This is a genomic window from Pseudomonas sp. BGA-UO-ETr-WB11 (genome assembly GCF_059567785.1).
In genome coordinates this window covers 199,732-222,303 of record NZ_JCAQOS010000005.1, presented here as the reverse complement: position 1 = coordinate 222,303, position 22,572 = coordinate 199,732, and the positions used below count along the sequence as shown (strand labels likewise).

The window sequence follows — 22,572 nt, the reverse complement described above, 5'->3', positions numbered from 1 at the left end:
ATGAACATTCTCATTCGCCCGCAGACCGTGGCCAATGGCCATTGCTGGCAGGTTCGCCTGGATCAACATGCCGTGAGCTTTCGCACCGAGAGCGAGGCCCGCGCCTTTGTATCCACACTCGAATCGCGCCTGCGTGCCCCGCACCAATTGCCGCGCGAACAGCAACGCGCCGCTGGTTGAGTCACGACTAGCAGGCCGTTGAAAAATGTAGGCGAGGCAGGCAAGACAAGGCGCTACGTAGTAACAGCCTCCGGCTGGTCAAAGCGCCGAAAAGCGGAGTTTACGAGTTGTAAATGAGCATTTTATTCGCTTCGCTCCCCCCTTTGGGGCCGTGCTGAAGCACGTTCAGCCTTCGGCTGTGAGGCCGTTTTTACCGCAGTATTGCCAACGCAGGTAATTTTTCAACGGCCTGCTACGGCGCGTTGCTGATACGCGCCGTATAGGTCGCGCAGACCACCGCCAGCACCCCGCACATACAGATGACTATCGCCATGGGCTGGGCCGTACCGTTGTGCAGCAGCCCCACCAGCGCTGAGGCCAATGCGGCCAGGGTAAACTGCAGAAAGCCCAACAGGGCAGAAGCGCTGCCCGCATGGGACGCCTGCCCGGCCATCGCACAGGCTGATGCATTGGGCAAAATGCAGCCCAGGCTGGCCACCGTGACAAACAGCGGCAACAGCAACGGCCACAAGGCCTGAGGCTGCAGCAGGCTGATGCCCAGCAAGCACATCCCCCCCGCCAGATACAGCCAGATCACCCGGCGCAGCCAATACCCCGGCCCATGATGACCCAACAGGCGCGAGTTGACCTGAGCAAGCAGAATAAAGCCCGCGGCATTGCTGCCAAACAGCCAGCCGTAGTGCTCCGCAGGCACCTGATAGAGCTGGATAAAGACAAAGGGCGAACCGGCGATATAGGCAAACATGCCGGCCATCACCAAGCCGCCAGTCAGGGCATGGCCAACAAACTGACGGTCCTGCAGCAGACGCAAATACTGCCGAGGCGCGTCGCGCAGGGCCGCCGGTGCCGAGTGCCGCGCCAAGGTTTCCGGCAGCCATAGTGCTAACGCCAACCCGCAAAGCGCGCTAAACAGCGTCAGGCAGAGAAAGATCGACTGCCAGCCAAACAACGACAACAGCAGGCCGCCGCCCAGGGGCGCCAGAATCGGTGCCAGGCCCATGACCAGCATCAACTGGGAAAACACCTTGGCCGAAGCCAGCGGATCGCACAGGTCACGCACCACCGCACGACCGATGACCATCCCGGCGCAGCCACCCAGAGCCTGCACCAGACGCGCCACCAGCAGCCACTCCAGACTGGTCGCCAGGGCGCAAGCCACCGACGCCAGGCTGAACAACGTCACCCCCAACAACAGCGGCCGGCGCCGTCCAAAGCGATCAGCCAGCGGCCCGTAGAGCAACTGGCCGCCGGCCAGACCAATAAAATACGCCGCCAATGTCAGCTGCACATGCTCGACATCGGTGGCGAACGCCAGGGCCAGGGCCGGAAAGCTGGGCAAGTAGAAATCGATAGCCAGCGGCCCAAAAGCACTGAGCGCCCCCAGAATCAGCAAAATACGTAAGGTCATGGCAGACAACTCAAAAAGCTGAAGCAACGTCAGTTTTAACCTGACGCTACAAATGACAACGCCGCGGCCCTTGCGGGCAGCGGCGTTGCGACGGCAGGCGGGGCCTGCTCGATGTTACTCAGCCGCGGGCGGCGTGACGTTACCCTTTCCGATGCCGGCAATTTTGGCCCCCAACGATTCCACCAGCAGGTAGAACATCGGGATCATAAAGGTCGCCAGCAGGGTGGCTGCGAGCATACCGCCGATCACCCCGGTACCAATCGAATGACGACTGGCCGAGCCGGCACCCGTACTGATGGCCAAGGGCACACACCCGAGGATGAAAGCCAGAGAGGTCATCACAATCGGCCGAAAGCGTAGCTTGGCCGCCTCCAGTGCCGACTCATAAATCCCCTTGCCTTCTTCACGCAGCATCACCGCGAACTCGATGATCAAGATAGCGTTCTTCGCCGCCAGACCGATCAGGGTGATCAGGCCCACCTGGAAGTACAGGTCGTTCTGGGTGCCACGCAGCCACACCGCCAAGATCGCGCCGAATACCGCAAACGGCACCGCCGTGACCACTGCCACCGGCAAGGTCCAGCGCTCGTACTGGGCCGCCAGGATCAGGAACACCATGATCAAGCCGAACAGAAACGCCGTGCCGCCAGAACCCTGGCTGGCCAGCTCCTGATAGGCCGAGCCGACCCAGCCGATGCTGTAATCGTCACCGAGCACTTCGTCCGCCACTTCCTGGATCGCCGCAATCGCCTGGCCGGAGCTGTAGCCCGGTGCCGGCCCGCCGAGGATCTTGGCGGCCGGGTAGACGTTGAAGCGCGCGTAGGTTTCCGGGCCGAGAATCCGCTCGACCTTGAGCAGCGCCGACAGCGGCACCAGATCGCCACTGCTGCTGGAGCGCACATAGATCTGCGCCAGGTCCTGCGGGGTGCGGCGGAAATCCGCTTCCGACTGCAGGCTGACCTTCCAGGTACGGCCGTAGAGGTTGAAGTCGTTGACGTAGTAACTGCCGAAGGTCGACTGCATGGCGGTAAATACATCGTCCACCGCCACACCCATGGCGCGCGCCTTGGTCCGATCGAGGTCGACGTAATACTGCGGCACGTTGGCACTGAACGTGGTCTGCAGGCCCGCCAATTCAGGACGCTTGGCGGCGGCGGCAAGGAACGCCTGCACCTTGGCGGCCATCTCCGGCACGCTGGCGCCAGCACGGTTCTGCAGGAAGGCCTCGAAGCCACCCGTGGTACTCATGCCGGTGATCGGCGGCGGATTGAACGAGGCCACCACACCGTCCTGTTCGGACAAGCCCATACCCATAAAGGTGCGGGTCAGGTTGCGCGCGTCCAACTCGGGGGTGGTGCGCTCCTTCCAGTCCTTCAGTGGCACGAAGGTCACTGCAGCGTTGGTACGGTTACTGTTGGTGAGGATGTCCATCCCGGCAAAAGTGACCACATCACGGGTAGCCGGATGGGCCATCAGCTTCTTGTCGAAGTCACTGGTCAGCGCATCAGTACGCGACAGCGAGGCCGCCGGCGGCAGGAAGTAGGCGTTCAGCACATAACCCTGGTCCTCATCCGGCACCAGCGAGCCTGGCACCCGAGAAAACAGGCCGACCGTCAGGGCGATCATCCCGGCGAACAGCAGCAGGCCGATAAACGAACGCTTGAGGAAGAACGCCACGCCAGCGCCGTAACCGGCAGTCATCTTGTCGAAGAAACGGTTGAACACCCGGAACGGTGCAATCGGCTCCTTGTGCTCGCTTTTCAGCAGCAGCGCGCACAGCGCCGGTGACAAGGTCAGGGCAACGATGCCGGAGATCACCACCGACATGGCGATGGTAATGGCGAACTGTTTGTACATCTCGCCGGTCAGGCCGCCGAGGAAGCCTACTGGCACGAACACCGCACAAAGCACCAGAACGATGGCGATGATTGGCCCGGTCACCTCCTCCATGGCCTTGATCGCGGCATCACGGGCGTTGAGTTTTTCCGTGCGCATGACGCGCTCAACGTTCTCGATCACCACAATGGCGTCGTCCACCACAATGCCGATGGCCAGCACCAGGCCGAACAGGGTCAGCAGGTTGATGGAGAAACCCAGCAGGTACATGCCGGCAAAGGTGCCGACCAGCGACACCGGAATTGCCAGCACCGGAATCAGGGTGGCGCGCCAATTTTGCAGGAAGATAAACACCACCAGCACCACCAGGGCCAGGGCCTCGAAGAAGGTGTGGATCACCTCCTCGATCGATACCTCCACAAACACGGTGGTGTCGTAGGGAATCTTGTATGTGATCCCCTCCGGGAAACGCTCGGCCAAGCGCGCCATGGTCTTGCGCACGGCCTCGGCAGTGTCCAGGGCATTGGCGCCCGGCTGCGGGTAAATACCGAAGGAGGCATTGCGCTTGCCGTTTAGCGAGGTGACCAGGGAATAATCCTGAGCACCCAGCTCAATGCGTGCCACATCACCCAGGGTCAGGCTGGCACCACTTTGGTCGGTGCGCAGAATGATCTGCTCGAACTCCTTTGTATCGGCCAGGCGCCCCTGGGTGGTCACTGTGTAGGTAAAGGCCTGGGGCTGACTCAACGGCTCCTGACCGAAGCTACCGGCGGCGAACTGCGAGTTCTGTTCACGGATGGCGTTGACCACATCGCTGGAGGTCAGGTTGTACTGGGCCAGCTTGTCCGGCCGCAGCCAAACGCGCATGGAGTAATCCTTGGCGCCGAACTGGGTCACGTCGCCGACACCGGGCAAACGCTTGAGCTCATCGATCACGTTGATCAGCGCGTAGTTGCTGATCTCCAGTGGCGTCTTGGAGTCGTCCGGGGAGAACATCGTCACCATCTGCAGGATGTCTGACGACTTCTTCATCACCGTCACACCCTGGCGGCGCACCTCTTCCGGCAGTTTGGCCAGCGCGGCCTGCACCCGGTTATTGACGTCGATGGTGGCCTGATCGGGGTCGCGGCCCACTTCGAAGTACACAGACAAGGACATCGTGCCACTGCCCGCCGAGGTGGACTGCTGGTAAATCATGCCCTCCACACCGTTAATCTGCTGCTCCAGCGGCGCCGCCACGGTTTCGGCGATCACCTGGGCGCTGGCGCCTGGGTAGTTGGCCGTGACCTGCACCTGCGGGGGCAAAATCTGCGGATACTGGGCCACAGGCAGCGCCGTCATCGCCGCGAGGCCGGCCAGCAGAATGACGATGGAAATGACCGTGGCGAAAATCGGCCGGTCAATAAAGAAACGTGAGATCACCGGACCTGCTCCTTATGACTGCTTGGCGGCAGTGGGCTCGACCACCTTGACCGGCTGATCAGGGCGCACACGAATCAAGCCTTCGACGATCACACGATCACCGGCCTTGATCCCGGAGCGGATCACCCAACGGCCCTTGACGGTGAACTCGGTGTCCACCGGTCGCGCCCGAGCGATACCGGCCTCGTCGACAACAAACACCAGGCTACCCTGCGGGCTTTGCGCCAGGGCCTTTTCCGGCACGGTGATGGAGTTCGGCCGGGAAATACCAGAAATTCGCACACGCACAAACTGCCCAGGCAGCAAGCTCTGCTCTGGGTTGGGCACGATGGCGCGAGCACTGACGGTGCCGGTCCCCTTGTCGATCAGGCTGTCGGTGAAATCCACCTTGCCAGGCAACGGATAGACGCTGCCATCACCGAACACCACCTCAGCATTCAGTTTCTGATCAGCTGGCAACTGCACCGCGCCGTTCTGCACCGCTTCGCGCAGCTTGGCGGCCTCACGGTCGGCGTAGGCGTAGTTAACGTAAATCGGATCGAGCTGGGTAATCTGGGTCAGCAAGCTGGCGTTAGGATCATTGGCCACCATCAGGCTGCCCTCGGACACGGCCTCCTTGCTGGTGATCCCGGAAATCGGCGCTTCGACCGTGGTGTATTCAAGGTCGATCTGCTTGGCCTGGACATTGGCCTGGGCAGCTTCGAGGTTGGCCTTGCTCTGCTCAAAGTTGGAAATGTAGCGATCCAGCTCACTTTCGCTAGCGAAGCCCTTTTTCTGCAGCTCGCGGATACGCTTGAGATCACGATCAGTCTGCCGGTAGCGCGCCTGCTCCTGCGCCAGGGCGCCCTTGGCCTGGGCCAGCGCTGCCTGGTACAAGCGCGGATCAATGCGAAACAGCACCTGACCTTGCTTGACTTTGCTGCCTTCCAGGTAGGTACGTTCCTGCAAAATGCCGCTCACCTGGGCGCGTACTTCCACCTCACGGTAACCCGCGGTACGCGCCGCATACTCCAGCACCACAGGCAGCATTTCCGCCTTGACCACCTCGACCGACACCTCGGCCGGTGGCGGGCCTTCGGCCAACGCCAATGGGCTGAGCAGCAGACTGAGGGAAAAACTGCACAGTAAGGTGTGGCGAGGGCGGCCCAGAAGCATAACGTCGTCTCCATGACGGCTGAATTCAGGTAAGTACGCGGATAATAGGTCGAATTCCCCTACTGGCGCGACGCTTTGAACAAAACAAATCGCCGCCAGCAGAACCGCGTCGCACTTGCCGGACGCGGCAGCAAACGCCAAGCTCAGTACCTGACTGTTCAGGTGTGCGAGGTGGCTATGCTCAAGTTGCGTCTGTTACTGCTGGTTTTACTGCTGCTGCCCGGCATTGCCAGCAGCGAAACGCCGATGAATTACGCCGTGCTGATCATCACCCGCGACCGCCTGGAAGTGGCCACGCCCTGCGACATCGGCATCTACCTGCAGGACCAGCTAGTCGCGCGCCTGTATCAGGGCCAGGCCACCTCGTTCAATTTACCTGCCGGCAACCTGTCGATCCGCATGGGCATGCTCGGCGGCCTCGGCTGCATCCCCGCCTTTGAGCAAATCCGTGGCGAACATATCGAACTCAAGGCCGGCGAAGTGCGCAAATACCGCATCGCCCTGGGCAACAACGGCCTGTACCTGATCAACGTGCCCAGCGTGGAATAGTTAAGCGCAATGCTGCAGCACCAGCGACGCGCCGGATAAGCAGTTTTAGCATAACCTCCGGCTGTTCGCGGCTAAAGCCGCTCCTACAAAAACCTTGCTGCAACCCCAGATCTCAGGAGCACGCGCAGCACATCGATATACCGAAGTTGCGCCGCGCTAAGGTCCCCTCGAGCCACCACCGCCCCCAGTAGAAGCGGCTTCAGCCGCGAAGCTTTGGCTTTGCTCGCAGCGAAAGCCGCGCCGACACAACCGACATGCCCCCGCTCCCCGGACAAAAGCATAAATAACGCCTTGACCTTGCCCCTGGGTGAAGGTTGATTCTGTCGATCTGCTCACCCGGAGGTGCACATGACCCGCCCTACCCTGATCGACCTGCCCATTCGCGGCATGACCTGCGCCGGTTGTGCCGGCCGCGCCGAGCGCGCCCTGCAGCAGGTTCCTGGCGTCAGCGGTGCCAGCGTCAACCTGCTGGCCGAGCGCGCTCAGGTGCAGTACCAGGGCGACAACCCGCAAGCGCTCATCGACGCCATCACTGCCTGCGGTTATCAGGTGCCACAAGAAGCCCTTGAGCTGCAGATCAGCGGCATGAGCTGCGCCAGTTGCGTAGGTAGGGTCGAGCGGGCCTTGGCGCAGGTACCTGGCGTACTGACAGTCAGTGTCAACCTGGCCAGCGAACGCGCCCACCTGCAACTGCTCGGCACGGCAGACCCACAAACCCTGCTGGCGGCCGTCGTTACCGCCGATTATCAAGCCAGCCTGCTTAACGCCGAGGCACCACCCAGCGCCGACGCCAGCAAGCCGCTGCAACGGGAACGCTGGAGCCTGTTGCTGGCAATCGGCCTGGCCCTGCCACTGTTGTTGCCGATGCTGGTGGAGCCCTTCGGCCTGCACTGGATGCAGCCGGCCTGGCTGCAATTTGCCCTGGCCACGCCGGTGCAATTCATCTTCGGCGCACGCTTCTACCGTGCTGGTTGGAGCGCGGTGCGCGCCGGCAGCGCCAACATGGACGTGCTGGTGGCCCTGGGCACCAGCGCCGCCTATGGCCTGAGCCTGTACCTGTGGTGGGCGACCCCGGCCGGCGGCATGCCGTACCTGTATTTCGAGGCCGCAGCCGTGGTGATCGCCCTGGTGCGTCTGGGCAAATACCTCGAAAGCCGCGCCAAGCGCCAAACCTCCAGCGCCCTGCGCGCCCTCCAGGCCCTGCGTCCGGCGTTTGCCCTGCGCCTGCGCGACGGCTGCGAAGAACAGGTGGCGATCGGTAGCCTGCAGCGTGATGACGTGATCGTGGTCAAACCCGGCGAACGTTTCCCGGTCGACGGTCTGATCGTTGAAGGCAGCAGCCATGCCGACGAAGCCCTGCTCAGCGGCGAAAGCCTGCCAGTGGCCAAGCACCCTGGTGATGCCGTCAGCACCGGCGCGATCAATGGCGAAGGCCGCCTGCTGATCAGCATCCACGCCCTGGGGGGCGAGACTCAACTGGCCCAGATCATTCGCCTGATGGAAAACGCCCAGGCCGGCAAGGCACCGATCCAGAAGCTGGTGGACCGCATCAGCCAGGTGTTTGTCCCTGTAGTGCTGGCCATCGCCCTGCTGACCCTGATTGGCTGGCTGCTCGCCGGTGCTGGCGTGCAAGTGGCGCTGTTGAATGCCGTGGCCGTACTGGTGATCGCCTGTCCCTGCGCCCTCGGCCTGGCCACGCCCACGGCGATCATGGTCGGCACCGGCGTGGCGGCCCACCACGGTATTTTGATCAAGGACGCCGAAGCCCTGGAAATCGCCCATGCCGTGCAGGCCATCGCCTTCGACAAGACCGGCACGCTGACCTCCGGCAGCCCGCAAGTGGTGCACCTGCAGGCCGCCGACGGCAATGACGAGCAACTGCTGCAACTGGCCGGCAGCCTTCAGCAAGGCAGCGAACACCCGCTGGCCAAGGCCGTACTCAGCGCCTGCAGCGCCCGCAACCTGAGCCTCAGCGCCGTAACCGCCAGCCAGGCGTTGCCCGGCAAAGGCACCCGCGCCAACCTCGGCCCACGGACTCTAGCGTTGGGCAACCGCCGTCTGCTGGATGAACAACAGTTGCAGGCGGGCGTTCTGGGCAACGCGGCAGAGGCCTGGGAAGCCGAAGGCCGCAGCCTGGCCTGGCTGCTGGAGCTGGCCCCACAGCCGCAGGTGCTCGGCCTGCTGGCCTTTGGTGACAGCCTGAAACCCGGCGCCCGCGCCGCCATCCGTCAATTGCAGGCCCAGGGCATCCGCTGCCACCTGATCAGCGGCGACAACCAGGGCAGCGTCAACGCCGTGGCCGACGCCCTGGGTATCGACGAGCGCCAGGCTAACGTGCTGCCGGCGGACAAACTGGCGCGCATCAACGCCCTCCGGCAGCACGGTCGGGTGGCCATGGTCGGTGACGGCATCAACGACGCCCCGGCCCTGGCCGCCGCCGACATCGGCATCGCCATGGGCAGCGGCACCGACATCGCCATGCACGCGGCCGGCATCACCCTGCTGCGCGGCGACCCGCGCCTGGTGCCCGCCGCCCTGGCGATCAGCCGGCGCACCTATGCAAAAATCCGCCAGAACCTGTTCTGGGCTTTTATCTACAACCTGATCGGCCTGCCACTGGCCGCCTTCGGCCTGCTCAACCCGGTGCTGGCCGGCGCCGCCATGGCCCTGTCCAGCGTTTGCGTGGTGAGCAATGCCCTACTGCTGAAACGCTGGAAAGCTGACTTGAGCGAGGATGACGCATGAATATCGGAGCGGCCGCCAAGGCCAGCGGCCTGTCGGCCAAGATGATCCGCTACTACGAGTCCATCGGCCTGCTCCATGCCGCCAACCGCAGCGATAACGGCTACCGCCATTACAGCCCGCAGGACCTGCATCAACTGGCGTTTATCAAGCGCGCCCGCGACCTCGGTTTCACCCTGGAAGAAGTCGGCAAACTGCTGGCCCTGTGGCAGGACCGCCAGCGTGCCAGTGCGGATGTCAAAGCCCTGGCCGCTGGCCATATTGCCGAACTCAACCGCAAGATCGGTGAGCTCACCAGCCTGCGCGACACCCTCAGCGAGTTGGTCACCCACTGCAACGGCGACCACCGCCCGGACTGCCCGATTCTCAAGGAGCTGGAAACCGGCTGCTGCGCCTCAGCACCCGCAAGCAGCCCCTAACGCGCCTCTTCCCCACGCAGTTGCAGACTCATGTCATCGCAGCTTTGTGACCAGTCGCTCAGCCAGTGCGGCAGCGCCGGGGACTGCTCGTCCAAGCCCAGCTCACGGGCAAACTCGCCTGGGGCCACCGTGCCCTTGGGCGAGCGGAACAACCCGCGGATCAGCACCACGCCCACCACTCGCCCGCGGCTGACGAAGCGGTGCTCGACAAAGCTCCACTTGTCATCCCAACCGAGCATGCGGGTGTGAATCTCAAAGGCCTCGAACAGTTTCAGTTCACGACGAAACTTGCCCCAGGTGTCGCCAACAATCGGCAGCGCTTTGTGCCGCAGGGCCACGCGAAAGGCGCCGCTGCGCAGGACGTAATCCATGCGGCCGACATCCGCCAGGGTGAAATAGCGACCGTTGGTGACATGCCGATTGAAGTCGAGATCAAGCGGCCAGACGCGCAGACGGATGACGGTGGTGGCCAAGCCATCCACCGGTTTACGCCAGGGGCGGCGCAGGAGCATGAGGATCAGTCGGAACCAGAGATTCATAAAAATGCCGGAGGTTGAAAGGAGCGGCTCACTCTAGGGAGGCGAGTTCGGCTAAGGTAGGTGCGCAAATGACTTTTTCCATGCGAAAAGCGCAAACGGATACTTTCATGCACGTCACCCTGCTCCTGGCTGATCACTGCTCCGCCGCCAGCGCCAGCATTGCGCTGGAGATGCTCACCGCCGCCAACCAATTTGCCGACAGCGACACGCCACCGTTCGAGGTCGTCAGCGCCTCCCTGGACGGCGCCGACGTCACCTGCCTGGGCGGGCAACGGCTACAGGTGGATGCCGCCCTGGCCGAACTGGCGCACACCGAACTGGTGCTGATTCCGGGCTTTTTGTTCACCCTCAAAGAAGCTCTGCCGAGCTTTGCCGGCTATGCACCCTGGCTGCGCCAGCAGCAGGCACAGGGCACCGTTATTGTGTCCATGTGCACGGCGGCGTTTATGCTCGGCGAAGCGGGCCTGCTGGAGGGCCGCAAGGTCACCACCCACTGGGCTTTTGCCGAGTTGTTTCGCCGACGCTACCCCGAGGCGCAGCTGGATGAGCGGCAAATTCTCTGCGAAGACAATGGCGTGATCAGCAGTGGCGGTGCGAGCGCAGCCATGGACTTGTTGCTGCATCTGATCCGCCGCTTTGCCTCACTGGAGCTGGCCCAGCGCTGCAGCAAATACCTACTGATAGACAACGTGCGCAGTGAGCAATCGGTGTATGTCATGTGGTCGCTGCCGAAGAGCCATGGTGATGGCGACATCCTGCAGGTACAAAACTGGCTGGAGGCGAATTTCGAGCAGCCCATCGTGATTGATGATCTGGCCCAGCGCTTCGGCTTCGGGGTGCGCAACTTCAAGCGCCGCTTCAAGGAGGCCACCGGCTACACGCCGCTGGCCTACCTGCAAACGCTGCGCCTGGAGAAGGCCAAGCAACTGCTCGAAACCACCCGTATGAGCCTGGACAGCATTACCTACACAGTCGGTTACGAAGACAGCAACTCGTTCCGCCGCCTGTTCCTGCAGCGGGTCGGCCTACTGCCAGCGGCGTACCGGAAAAAATTTCAGGCCGGCGGGCGCTAGGGGCGCAACAACTCACAAGCCCACGGTGATCTCGCGCAGTTCATCGCCCTCGCGCAGCACAAAGATCGCACTTAGGCCATGGGCCTTGGCCAATTGGCTGCCGCGCTCCACGCCCAGCACCAGCAAGGCGGTGGCCCAGGCATCGGCGTACATGCAGCTGGTGCAGATGACCGACACCGAGGTCAACGTCGACACCAGCGGCACGCCGCTGTGCGGGTCCATGGTGTGGGAATGCACGCTGCCATCCCGTTCGCGCCAATGCCGGTAGTCGCCCGAGGTGGCGATTGAGGTGTCGTGTAGCTCCAGCGCGCCGAGCACTTCGCGGCGGCCCTTGAGCGGTTTTTCCAGGGCGACCAACCAGGCGCTTCCGTCGGTTTTAATCCCCGCTGCGCGCATTTCGCCATCGATACCCACCAGGTACGCGTGAATGCCGTGTTGCTCTAGGCAGCGCGCCAACTGATCGACAGCAAAGCCCTTGGCGATGCCGTTGAGGTCGAGGCTGATGGCCGCCCGCTTACGCACGGCGCGCCGCGCTACATCCAGCTCCAGCGCTGCGCTCGCGCTCGGCTGGCGAGCCGGCAAATGCTCAGCCGCCGGTTGCGGACCAAAGCCACAGGCGCTGACCAGCGCACCAACGCCGATATCAAAGGCACCGGCCGACTCCTCACCCATACGCAGCGCAGTAGTCAGCACCCACAGCAACTCATCGGGCAAGCTCAACCACTGATCCAGCGGCGCGGCGTTGAGTTGCATCAGCGCGGACGCCGGGTTCCAGGTCGACATCTGCTGGTCGATCCGCTCAACCGCCTGTTGCAGGTCAGCCTGGATCGCAACCTGATCAACCTCGCCAGCAGCGTAAAACACCGCGCTGTAGCGCGTGCCCATGGTCGCGCCACTAAGGCTGTAGCGCTGGAGCGGCAGGGTTTCAGTAGACATCTTCGCGGTACCGCCCTTGCAGTCGTAGGTCGTCGACACTGCTGCCCCGTTGCGCCAGCAGAGTTTCCAGCACGGCGCGCACGCCGGCCGCCATGTCCTTGGAGCCGCACACCAGCACCTGGGCGCCCTGGGCAAACAGGCCCTGCAAAGCGCTGGCGTCCTGGCGCAGGCGATCCTGCACATACAGCCCCTCGATGCCCTGGGAGAACGCCAGGCCCAGGTGGGTCAGGCGGCCGTCGGCCAGGTACTCGCTGAGTTCGGCCTCGTAGAGAAAATCCGATTGCGCATTGCGTCCACCCCAGTACAGGTGCAGCGGACGCTGCGTGGCATTCTTGCGCACGAAGCCGATCAGCGGCGCCAGACCGGTGCCAGCGCCCACCAGAATCAGCGGGTGCTGACCGGCGCTGGGGCGAAAGTCCGGGTGCGGCTGAATAAAGCCCTCAACGCAGTCGCCCACCTGCAAGCCATGTAGCAACGACGAACAACGCCCCTGATGTTGTTTACGCACACAGATCTCCAGAGCGTCATCCTCATCGCTGCTGGCTATCGAGTAGTAGCGCGGTGCCTGCCCGCTGCCGGGGCTGATGCCGACCAAATCGCCTGGTGCAAAGCGCACCGCTCGCCGCCACCAAGACGGCTGCGCCGAGTGCACAGCAAAGCGCAGGATGGCCGCCGGCGAATCGCTGTGTTCGCCATACACCTCCTTACTCAGCAGTTGCAGCTGCTGCAGCGCCACCGCGCTGCGCACCGGCGTGAAGTGCAAATCGAGGCCCAGTGTCTGGCCCAGGCGCTGCGCCCAGCCATTGAGCTCGCTGAGATCGCCACGGTCGATCGTCTGCAGCGGCAACAGCGCCTGCAGCCCACGTTGCTGCAACTGCTGCTCGACCTGCTCGGCATAGCCGCAAAAGTGCTGGAACTGGGCGTCACCAAAGCCCAGCACCGCCACCTGCACGTCAGTGTTCAACTGGCAGTGGTCGAGGCGCGCAAGAAACGTCCTGGCCGAGTCCGGCGCCTGACCATCGCCATAGGTAGCCGTGAGCAGCAGCAGGCGTTTGGCCTGCGGGTAGCTCGGCTGTAGCTGGTTCATGCTGGCGCTGTGCACACGCATGCCGCTGGCCACCAGTTGGCTGTGCAGCTGCCGAGCATAGGCCCAGGTGCTGCCGCCCTGGCTGCCCACCAGCACAATGGTTTCCGCCTGAGAGGCCGGGGCGTTGTCTGGCAGCAATCGCGCCAGGCGCTGGCGCCGCCACCAGGCGAGCAGGCCGGAACCACTGAGTAACAGGCAGGCCAGGCTGGTCGCCGCGAGAATCAGCGACCACAGTGGCGAGTGGGCGCCGGTGTGCAATTCATAAAAGGTTTCATACAGGCGACGGGAGAAACCGTGGGGCTGATAGCTGATCCACTGGCCGCTGCTGGCATTAACGAAACCCTCACCGGTCGCGGTGCGCACGGTGTAGTAATTGGCCTCCTGGCTGTCGCTGGGGAACTCCAGCTCACGCAGATCGTCGAGGTCCAGATGGCGTAGGGCCGAAAGGCTGCCCAGCTCCACCGCCGGCGCCGCATAGGTGCCCTCGGGGTAAGCCAGATCGGCATCCTGACCATCGCTGATCCAGCCCTGGCTACTTGCCGCGAGGTAGAGCCCGCTGCTGGCGAGTATCAACAAACCCGGCAGCGCCCAGCGCGCCGCCACGCTGTGCCAATGCGTCAGGCCCTGGCCCGGATTGATCGGCAGCAGCAGTTGGCGCCAGCCGCCCAGACGGCGCGCCAGCAACCAGCTGCCGGTCAGGGTCAGCAACAACAACGCCAGCGCCGACAGGCCACTGAGCCAGCGCCCGGCGGAGCCCAGCAGCAGCTCGCGGTGCAGGTCGCGCACCCAGGCCAACACCACCGACGGCTGATACGGCGCAAGCACCGCCGCGCTGGCCGGGTCGACCAGTACCACCTCGCTGTCGGTGGCCGTACTGAACGTCACCCGCAGCTCACCGCTGGGCGCCCGTTCGATACGCTCGATGCCCGGCAGTTGGCGGGCAATCCGCTCGGCGACCACGGCGACCGTCTCACCCTGGCTCGGCGCAGCACGTAAGTGCTCGACCAGCGTGTTGCCGGAGAGCACCAGACCGCTGGCGGCCGACAGGATAAGAATGACGCCGAGCACGAGGCTCAGTAGCACATGGGTGCGTTGCAACATGAACGGGCTCCGGGGCTCAGAAGTGGTAGCTGAAGCTGTCGACATAACCCTGGGCGCCGCCGTTGACCGTGGTCGCCTGTTGGGTCAGTGGCAGCTTGATTTCGCCACGGTTATCGCGTTTGTCTTCCACGGCGCTGTCGATGCGAATTTCGTAGCCGGCATCGATCAGTGCGTCTTCCAGCTCGACCTCCACCTCCAGGGTTTCGCCGCCGCCGACGCTGGCGCCTGTCAGGCCATCGAACTCGGCCGGTTTGCTGCCGCCGCCCTGAACCCAGTCACGCAGATGCTTGTAGTACTTGGCCTTTTTGCCGGCCACCCACAGGGTGCGCTGGTAGGCGCCCTGAGCGTCAGTGACATAAATGGCCAGGTAGGCTTCGTTGCCGCGATAGTCTTTCAGTGTGGTGCTGATGTTGATTTCCCGGGCCTGGCCAATGGCGGGCATGGCCGCCATGCCAGCGAGGGCGAGAGAGATAGCCGTCTTGTTCATCGTGAAGCACTCCAGAAGGGATGGCCTAACCCTAACCGGCGATACTTAAGTCAACCTGAATGCCCCAGCATAGTTATTTCATGCCGGGACATGGCGCCTTAATACTTGGTTAAGGTTTAAGGCCAAGTACCCCCGAAAAGGCAGGGAATGGCGCACCACGCGGAGGTAAAGTGGTAGATACAGCACAGAACAGGCAGAGGCCATGAACAGCAACGCTTCGGATCGACAGCAACAGATTCGCGTCCTGTTTGACCAGTACATCGAGATGTACGCCTCGCGGGATGAGCGCCTGACCGGCCGCTTCAGCGACAACTTCAGTGGCTACACCGGCAGCGGTGGGTTTCTGGTCAAGGACCTCGGCGAATGGCAGAAAATCACTCGCCAGGACTTCGCTCAGGTACCCGAACCCATCCGCATTGAGATGCTCGATCTGGTGCTGCAAGATCTCAGCGCTGAGGTGGTGGTGGCCACCGCCCTGTTTCGTATTCACCTGCCGTTCGGCGGCGAGATGCTGGCCAAGGAAGTGGCACGCCTGACGCTGATTTTTCGGCTCGAAGCTGACACCTGGAAGATCGCCCACAGCGGCATCTCCATCCCTTATCACTTTACCCACGACAACGAGGTCTACCCCCTCAAGAGCCTGCAAGAGCGCACCCACGCGCTGGAAGCGCTGGTCGAGGAGCGCACCCAGGCCCTGCATGCCAGCGAGGCGCTCTACCGCCAGCTCACCGAGGACACCCGTGATGTCCACTGGAAAGCCGATCGCCACCTGATCATCACCTACATCAGCCCGGCTGACGAACGCCTGCGTGGCTTCACGGCCGACGAAGTGGTTGGTCACCCGGCACTGGAGATGCTGACCAGCGAGGACGCTGCCCGCGTCAAACAACTGATACGGGAACAGCGACACACCGAACAGGCCGTCGCCGCCAATGGCTTTAACACCTTTGAAGTGCAGCACCGCTGCAAGGACGGCAGCCTGATCTGGGGCGAGGTGCTGTCAAAGCCGGATTACAGCCCAGAGGGTAAGCTGATCGGCTACCACGGCATTACCCGCGAGATCACTCAGCGCAAACGCCTGGAAGAGCAGGTCAACCGCCTGGCGTTCTACGACACCCTGACCCACCTGCCCAATCGCCGCTTGCTGGAGGACCGCCTCACTCAAGCGATGTCTGCCAGTCATCGCAGCGACCGCTACGGCGCCCTGCTGTTTCTCGACCTGGATAACTTCAAGCCGCTCAACGACACCCACGGTCATGGCGTCGGCGACCTGCTCCTGATCGAAGTCGCCAACCGCCTGAAAACCTGCGTGCGAGAGGCCGATACCGTGGCCCGCTTTGGCGGGGACGAATTCGTCGTGCTGCTCTGTGATCTGGACCACGACAAGGACGAAGCCATCACCCAAGCTGGCAGCATTGCCGAGAAGATTCGCCAGACGTTATCCATGCCCTATTGGCTCGATAGCAGCATCGAACATCGCTGCACCGCCAGCATTGGCGCAACCCTGTTCAAGGGCCGTGACACCAATGAAAAAGACCTGATCGACGCCGCCGACACGGCGATGTATCAAGCCAAAGAGAACGGCCGTAACGCGATTCGCTTTTGCCCATAAGCCACCCACTGCAATGCGCCGGGCCAAGGATCAGCACTGCGCAAATGGCCTACTCGCCGCCGATGGAGCGCCACGCGGCCTCGGCCAGCACGTCCCTGTAAGTCTTGGGGCTGCTCTGTACGCGGCCCGAGAGCCAGGCCCGGCAATAGCTTTCCGCCTGACCAATGATCAGCGAAGGCATCAGCTCCGCAGGCACCCGCTGCAGTTCGTCGCCCCGCCCTGGTGCCGCCAGCCACTCCAGCAACTGGCGATTGCGTGACTTGTTGCGCGCGACCAGTTCGTCTTTCAACGGGCCCTTGGTCACGGCAAAACGGGCATGGAACTGGAAGCGCGCCCAATCCGGCTGACTGTCGACCCAGTCCACATAGCTGTGCACCAACGCGTAAACACCTTCTTGCGCCGTGGTGGCTTGGGCCAGGTAGCGCTCGCGCAGGCTGGCCTGGTCATCCAAAGCAGTTAAGAACAAGGCCGCCACCAGGCCTTCCTTGTTGCCGAAGTGATGGTAGATGGCGCCGACGCTGGTCTCGCACGCCACACGGATCATCTCGATGGTCGTGGCCTCGATTCCCTGTGCATTGAAGCAATCCAGGGCCTGACTGAGGATGGCGCGCTTCATCTGCGCACGATTCCCCGGGTAGCAGCGCTCAAGTAGATCGGACGTTTGCATAGTGGTCACAAGCCAAAAAGCCAATGGTAAGACATAGGCGCACGCGGCGTCAGCTTGACAGCTCTCGCGAAAACAGAACAATATTCCGCAACAGAACATTATTCTGTTAACCCGAAATCTTTAAGCGAGGCAACAGCATGAATCAGGTTCTCAGCATGTTCGGCAGTGCAGGCCCCGAAGCGTTCAGCAAAATGGCCTGCCAGATGGCACCCTACTTCAGCACCATCAATCCGTTGATCACCGAGCTGCGCCAAGATGCAGCGACCGTACAGGTTCCCTTCTGCCGCGAAATCACCAACCACCTCGGCACCGTGCATGCGATTGCCATGTGCAATGCCGCCGAGCTGGCCGCGGGCATGATGACCAACGTCTCCATCCCCGATGGCGCGCGCTGGATCCCCAAAGGCATGAGTGTCGAGTACCGGGCCAAGGCCAAAAGCAGCGTGACCGCGACGGCCGATGGCAGCGCCATCGACTGGAGCACAGAAGGTGACAAGGTGGTGCCCGTAGACATCGTCGATGCCGACGGCAAACAGGTGTTCACTGCGCAGATCACCATGAATGTGAAGCTGTCCTAAGCCCTACGTTGCTGCACGCCCAAGCCCCTGCCCCGCTCCGGTGTCAGGGGCTTTTTGCTGGACGACGTACTCTGCCTACTCCCACTCTGCCAACAAGCACTCCAGGGTTGTCGGGCGGCCCTCTGAAGCCAACCGCGATGCAGGCGGATGAAGTTACTGCGGCAGCGGACCGACTGCCCATCTGCAGCTAAACTGCCGATATCAAGCAACGGCTGCCATGCGCTAAAGGCCACGACAGTCCATAGACTCACTGCATACAATTGCTTTCACCCGATTGAACACCCTGCGATTCAGCCATCGTCGAGAAAGTGGATATGCCGCCCCCTGTGACCACGACTGACGCCAGCACCCAGATGGACCTGAGCAACCCCCGCGAACCGCAAGACGCGGCGGCGGACGAGCGCTTCGACGTGTTGGCGCGCCTGGCCAAACGTCATTTCGGCGTAACCACCACACTGATCACCCTCAACGACTCACAGCAGCAGTATTTAAAATCCTGTGTCGGCTTGGCCTTCAAGCAGGCGCCAGGAGAGCGCTGGCTGTTCGAGCGGCCGATTCTCGACAGCTGCATTCTCGTCGCCACCCAGCGCGACGCCGATAATCGTTTCAGCCAGCAGCCGCTGGTGATCGATCATCCACACCTGCGTTTTTATGCCCGCTGCCCTCTGGAAGCCTCGAATGGCGACTTGCTCGGAGCCTTCTGGCTGCTGGATGACAAGCCCCGTGAGCTGGATGACGAACAACGTGAATTCCTCCGCGACCTGGCCCGCTTAGCGGCCATAACCGCCGAACGCGACCGTCTTGAAAACCGCCTGCGCAAGGAGGCCGAAGCCCTGCGCGAGAGTGAACGACGCATGGCCCTGGCCATCGCCGGCAGCGGCACGGGCATCTGGGACCGCGATATTCTGAGCGGTGAGATTCACTACTCCGCCGGCTGGAAGTCGATCCTGGGTTATGCCGATCACGAGGTGTCGAATCTGATCGAGGACAGCTACAAGCGCGTTCACCCGGATGACCTGGCGTATGTGCAAGCTGCGATCCAGGCGCACCAGGAGGAAAAAATCCCCAGCTACAGCGTGGAGCACCGCCTGCGCTGCAAGGATGGCAGCTACAAATGGGTCTCCAGCCGCGGCAAGGTGATCAGCCGCGACAGTGCCGGTCGGCCGCTGCGCATGATTGGCACCACCAGCGATATCACCTCAATGCACTCGATGGCCGAGCGCCTGCAACAGACCGTGGACCTGATCACCAACCTGACCAACGAAGTGCCGGGGCTGGTGTTTCAGTATCGCCGTCCGGCCGTGGGTCCGGCGCGCTTCGACTATGCCAGTACAGGCATCTGGGATATGTACGAAGTCACCCCCGACGACGTGGCCGGCAACGACGCGGCCATCACTCGGCTGATTCATCCAGACGATCAGGACGCCTACCTCTCGTCCCTGACGGCATCCGAAATTCAACTCAGCCCCTGGCATCTGGAATACCGCGTGCTCTTGCCCAGGCAAGGGCTGCGCTGGCGCCAGGGCGCAGCACGGCCGCAGCGCATGGCTGACGGCGGCACCCTGTGGCACGGTTTTATCACCGACATCACCGAGCGCAAACGCATAGAGAGCGAGCTGCAGGAGTTTGCCACCACCGACTTCCTCACCCAGCTGCCCAATCGCCGCCACTTTATGAGCCATATCGAGGCCGAGCTGACACGCATTCAGCGCGGCAACAACCAATCGGCGGCGGTGCTGATGATCGACATCGATCACTTCAAGTCGATCAACGACCAGTGGGGCCACGCCGTGGGCGACCTTGCGCTCAAGCACTTTGCCGGCATCCTGCGCGAACAACTGCGCAAGAGCGATCTGGCGGGACGCGTCGGTGGCGAGGAGTTTGCGGTGGTGCTCGGCGATACCACCCGTGACGAGGCCATCCGCTTTGCTCAGCGCATCCAGCAACGGTTGGCGCAAACACCGTTACTCGAAGGCGAACACCTCATTAGCCTGACCGTGAGCATCGGTATTGCCGCCATGGGCGCGACCGACATCAGCGTCGATGCTCCGCTGTCGCGCAGCGACCTGGCCCTCTACCGCGCCAAGGAAAGCGGCCGCAACCGCATCGAGTATCTGTAAGTGATGCGGATCAAGTGCTCATCAAGGTGCGATTGCGACCTGCAGCTTTAGCGGCGTACAGGGCTTGATCCGCGGCCTGGATCAGGGTTTCAGGGGTGTCATTCTGCTGCGGTCGGAGCGCACTCACACCGATGCTGACGGTTGTCCGGATCGACACGCCGCTGTCACTGATGATGTCTGCCTCGACAACCGCACGACGGATCTGCTCGGCCACCACAAAGGCGCCCGTGATGTCCGTGCCCGGCAGCACCACCGCGAACTCCTCACCACCGTAACGCGAGGCCAGATCGCCGGGCCGCCGGATATTTTCTTTGATCAGCGCAGCAACCGCTTTCAGGCACTCATCGCCGAGCAAATGGCCATAGCGGTCGTTGAGCAGCTTGAAGTGGTCGATGTCGATCATCAGCAACGCAACGACCAGATGATCACGCTTGGCCCGGCCCAGTTCATCCTGCAGAAACTGGTCGAACAAGCGCCGATTGGCCAGCTGCGTCAGGCCGTCTTCCAGGGCCAGGGAACGCAGAGCCAGGTTCACATCCAGCAGCTGCGCCTGGGCCAGCAGCAGCTCGCCTTGCACGGCGTTCTGCTGGCGCATCAGCCTGATCAGGCGATAGCCAAGCGCCCCCAAAATCAGCAACAGGAAGGCTGTCAGGCCGGCGCTGAACATGGCCTCCTGGCGCCAGGAGGCCAGCGTTTCATGCCGGTCGAGCGCAACAAAAATAATTAGCGGATAGCCCTTGATGGTCCGGTAGCTGGCCAACCGCTCAACCCCATCCAGACTGGAACGTACGGTGCCAATACCGGACGCCGCCTGGGGCAGCATCTCACTGAACAACTGCCCTTTGGCCAGACTCTTGCCCACATCCGCTTCAACAAAAGGCCACCTCACCAGCAAGGTTGCATCAGTGGCAATCAGGCTGATAGCGCCGTTGCGGCCGACGTCGATGCTGCGATACAGGTTGAGAAAATGCTCAAGGGCAATCGTCGCCATGACCACCCCGGCAAAGCGCCCATCGGCATGATTGATGCGCCGCGACACGGTGAGCACCCATACGCCGGATGAGCGGCTACGCACGGCGTGACCAATGTGGGGGGCCAGATCGGCATGCTCGCGGTGGTAGCTAAAATAATCCCGGTCCGCGTAATTAACCCCCGTTGGCATGCTCGCCACCGACGTCAGCAGTGGGTTGCCGTGCTCATCGACAATAAACAGGTCTTTGAGCTGTTCGAGTTGAGCCAGTTGGGTGCGCAGCAGCGCCTGCAAGCGCGGCGTTTGCAACCGGGCTTGGCCGCCCTCTTCAGCCTGGGCAGCGAGCCAGAGCAAGATGATATCGACCTGTTTGATCGTCGCCTGCACCTGGGAAGACAGGGTGTGAGCCAGGTTGGACATCGCCACTTCTTTCTCGTGCAACTGGTACTGACGCGAGTTCCAGCTGCCCCAGATCGCCAGGCTGATCAAGGAGGCGCAAACCAGGGCAATAAAGATCAGCGCCTGGCGGATCTTGAACTTGACCACATGCTTGGGCAGCGGATGAGGAAACGAGTGATGTAACGGCATCAGCTGATCAACAACCTGCATAACAAAAGGGTAAAAGCCCTACCTGAGCTAACCCTGAACAGTCTCTGGGCAGCGCAGGACGGCAGAACTTGGGACGCATTGTAAACCTTAGGTACCCCCGCTTCAGCCGCTCTAGATCATGCTTTGAAGTACTTCTCGCGCACGGCGGCCACCGCTGCGGCCCGGAGCATGTCGATAAACAACCGCTCAACATCGCTCAGCGGTACGTTTTCCGGGGTGACCAGGTACACCTCATTGACCGGCAGATTCTCATAGGGAGGTAGCTGGAAGAGGATGTTCTGCTTAACGAAGGGCTTGGCCCCCTCAACCGTCAGGGCACCAAAACCCAGGCCGGCCAGGATCAGACGGCGCACCTCCTCCTCGTTCGAGGACACCGCCACCAGCCGGCCCCAGAACTGCTGCTCGGCACGCACCGAGCTGACGGCACTGAGCCCCTCGCCCGGCTGATCGCTTTCAAAGGAGACATACGACAGGCCGCGCAAATCTGCGGCCGTCAGCTCGCTACGCCCAAACAAGGGATGCCGGGCGCCGCAGTAGAAGGCCATCTGCTCATAGCCGAGCAAATCAAAATGCAAACCGGTCTGGGCGGTTTTCTTGTTGCTGATGCCAATGTGCAACTGGCCCTGGGCCACGGCATTGACGATATCGGCGCTGGGCTGGGCATTAATGCTGATCAGCACATTGGGGTACAGGCGATGGAACTGCGCCAGGCTGTCATCGAACGACTGGCAACTGACATGGCTGGCCACCTGCATATTCAGCTCGCCCAACACCGCGTCGGCTTCGCCGGCAAACTGCTCGGCCATGTTGTCGATAATGCTGCCGGCCGACGACACATACTCGTAGACCCGCAAGCCCTGCTCGGTGAGGGAAAACATGCCTTTCTTGCGATGGATCAGGCGCATGCCCAAGTGCCCTTCCAGGCGTTTCAGGGCATTGCTGACGCTCGGCTGGCTCAACGCCAGTTTGCGCGCCGCACCGGTGATGCTGCTTTCCTCAACGATCACCAGAAAGGTGTACAGCAGGTTCCAGTCCAGATTGCGCAACAAGCGCTCACGCGGCGACAACATACGATTCTCCCC

At 62.4% G+C, this 22,572-nt stretch carries 18 protein-coding genes; 8 read left to right on the top strand and 10 right to left on the bottom strand.

From position 1 onward, the window contains the following. Nucleotides 1-180, top strand: coding sequence for a hypothetical protein (locus tag AC56DI_RS06415; RefSeq protein ID WP_496345412.1), 180 nt, complete (start codon nucleotides 1-3; stop codon nucleotides 178-180). Nucleotides 181-412: 232 nt separating this feature from the next. Here AC56DI_RS06415 and AC56DI_RS06410 read toward each other — a convergent pair whose 3' ends face one another. The 3 genes from AC56DI_RS06410 to AC56DI_RS06400 all read right to left on the bottom strand — a co-directional run bounded on the left by AC56DI_RS06410 (nucleotide 413) and on the right by AC56DI_RS06400 (nucleotide 6,001). After that, entirely contained in the window at nucleotides 413-1,588 is a 1,176-nt protein-coding gene (locus tag AC56DI_RS06410; protein ID WP_496345411.1) for a multidrug effflux MFS transporter, read from the bottom strand. Between the two features lie 114 nt (nucleotides 1,589-1,702). Beyond that, the gene (locus tag AC56DI_RS06405; protein ID WP_496345410.1) at nucleotides 1,703-4,846 is read right to left on the bottom strand and encodes an efflux RND transporter permease subunit; all 3,144 of its coding nucleotides are present in this window, start codon (nucleotides 4,844-4,846) and stop codon (nucleotides 1,703-1,705) included. Nucleotides 4,847-4,858: 12 nt separating this feature from the next. Further along, nucleotides 4,859-6,001, bottom strand: a complete 1,143-nt coding sequence (locus AC56DI_RS06400) for an efflux RND transporter periplasmic adaptor subunit (RefSeq protein WP_496345409.1) — start codon at nucleotides 5,999-6,001, stop codon at nucleotides 4,859-4,861. Nucleotides 6,002-6,178: 177 nt separating this feature from the next. On the opposite strand from AC56DI_RS06400, the gene AC56DI_RS06395 reads away from it, so the two are divergent. The 3 genes from AC56DI_RS06395 to cueR all read left to right on the top strand — a co-directional run bounded on the left by AC56DI_RS06395 (nucleotide 6,179) and on the right by cueR (nucleotide 9,711). After that, a complete protein-coding gene (locus AC56DI_RS06395) occupies nucleotides 6,179-6,550 on the top strand; it encodes a hypothetical protein (RefSeq protein WP_496345816.1) in 372 nt (123 codons plus the stop codon). 348 nt (nucleotides 6,551-6,898) lie between these two features. Further along, on the top strand, nucleotides 6,899-9,295 hold the full coding sequence (locus AC56DI_RS06390; RefSeq protein ID WP_496345408.1) for a heavy metal translocating P-type ATPase: 2,397 nt from the start codon (nucleotides 6,899-6,901) through the stop codon (nucleotides 9,293-9,295). Next, the gene (gene cueR / locus AC56DI_RS06385) at nucleotides 9,292-9,711 is read left to right on the top strand and encodes a Cu(I)-responsive transcriptional regulator (protein ID WP_496345407.1); all 420 of its coding nucleotides are present in this window, start codon (nucleotides 9,292-9,294) and stop codon (nucleotides 9,709-9,711) included. Before AC56DI_RS06390 ends, cueR begins: the two co-directional genes overlap by 4 nt. Here cueR and AC56DI_RS06380 read toward each other — a convergent pair. After that, nucleotides 9,708-10,250, bottom strand: a complete 543-nt coding sequence (locus tag AC56DI_RS06380; RefSeq protein WP_496345406.1) for a thioesterase family protein — start codon at nucleotides 10,248-10,250, stop codon at nucleotides 9,708-9,710. The two genes, cueR and AC56DI_RS06380, sit on opposite strands and share 4 nt — an antisense overlap. A gap of 107 nt (nucleotides 10,251-10,357) precedes the next feature. Here AC56DI_RS06380 and AC56DI_RS06375 point away from each other — a divergent pair, with 107 nt between their 5' ends. Further along, nucleotides 10,358-11,323: a GlxA family transcriptional regulator gene (locus AC56DI_RS06375; protein ID WP_496345405.1), complete on the top strand. Its 966-nt coding sequence runs from the start codon at nucleotides 10,358-10,360 to the stop codon at nucleotides 11,321-11,323. 12 nt (nucleotides 11,324-11,335) lie between these two features. Here the strand turns inward: AC56DI_RS06375 and AC56DI_RS06370 are convergent, their stop codons facing one another. From AC56DI_RS06370 to AC56DI_RS06360, 3 genes are read right to left on the bottom strand one after another with little or no spacing between them, the layout of a single operon-like run. After that, nucleotides 11,336-12,259, bottom strand: coding sequence for an FAD:protein FMN transferase (locus AC56DI_RS06370; RefSeq protein WP_496345404.1), 924 nt, complete (start codon nucleotides 12,257-12,259; stop codon nucleotides 11,336-11,338). Then, nucleotides 12,249-14,447: a PepSY domain-containing protein gene (locus tag AC56DI_RS06365; RefSeq protein WP_496345403.1), complete on the bottom strand. Its 2,199-nt coding sequence runs from the start codon at nucleotides 14,445-14,447 to the stop codon at nucleotides 12,249-12,251. The genes AC56DI_RS06370 and AC56DI_RS06365 overlap by 11 nt, the downstream gene beginning before the upstream one ends. Nucleotides 14,448-14,463: 16 nt before the next feature. Continuing rightward, the gene (locus AC56DI_RS06360) at nucleotides 14,464-14,934 is read right to left on the bottom strand and encodes a DUF2271 domain-containing protein (RefSeq protein ID WP_496345402.1); all 471 of its coding nucleotides are present in this window, start codon (nucleotides 14,932-14,934) and stop codon (nucleotides 14,464-14,466) included. 202 nt (nucleotides 14,935-15,136) lie between these two features. On the opposite strand from AC56DI_RS06360, the gene AC56DI_RS06355 reads away from it, so the two are divergent. Then, a complete protein-coding gene (locus AC56DI_RS06355; RefSeq protein ID WP_496345401.1) occupies nucleotides 15,137-16,546 on the top strand; it encodes a diguanylate cyclase domain-containing protein in 1,410 nt (469 codons plus the stop codon). A gap of 49 nt (nucleotides 16,547-16,595) precedes the next feature. Here the strand turns inward: AC56DI_RS06355 and AC56DI_RS06350 are convergent, their stop codons facing one another. Continuing rightward, complete coding sequence (locus tag AC56DI_RS06350; protein WP_496345400.1) at nucleotides 16,596-17,213, bottom strand: TetR/AcrR family transcriptional regulator; 618 nt, start codon at nucleotides 17,211-17,213, stop codon at nucleotides 16,596-16,598. A gap of 137 nt (nucleotides 17,214-17,350) precedes the next feature. On the opposite strand from AC56DI_RS06350, the gene AC56DI_RS06345 reads away from it, so the two are divergent. Continuing rightward, nucleotides 17,351-17,791, top strand: coding sequence for a hotdog fold domain-containing protein (locus AC56DI_RS06345; RefSeq protein WP_496345399.1), 441 nt, complete (start codon nucleotides 17,351-17,353; stop codon nucleotides 17,789-17,791). A 314-nt stretch (nucleotides 17,792-18,105) separates the two neighbouring features. Beyond that, nucleotides 18,106-19,911, top strand: a complete 1,806-nt coding sequence (locus AC56DI_RS06340; protein WP_496345398.1) for a sensor domain-containing diguanylate cyclase — start codon at nucleotides 18,106-18,108, stop codon at nucleotides 19,909-19,911. Between the two features lie 10 nt (nucleotides 19,912-19,921). Here the strand turns inward: AC56DI_RS06340 and AC56DI_RS06335 are convergent, their stop codons facing one another. Beyond that, nucleotides 19,922-21,469: a diguanylate cyclase gene (locus AC56DI_RS06335; RefSeq protein ID WP_496345397.1), complete on the bottom strand. Its 1,548-nt coding sequence runs from the start codon at nucleotides 21,467-21,469 to the stop codon at nucleotides 19,922-19,924. 137 nt (nucleotides 21,470-21,606) lie between these two features. Then, on the bottom strand, nucleotides 21,607-22,560 hold the full coding sequence (locus tag AC56DI_RS06330; RefSeq protein ID WP_496345396.1) for a LysR family transcriptional regulator: 954 nt from the start codon (nucleotides 22,558-22,560) through the stop codon (nucleotides 21,607-21,609). Between the last annotated feature and the right edge of the window lie 12 nt (nucleotides 22,561-22,572).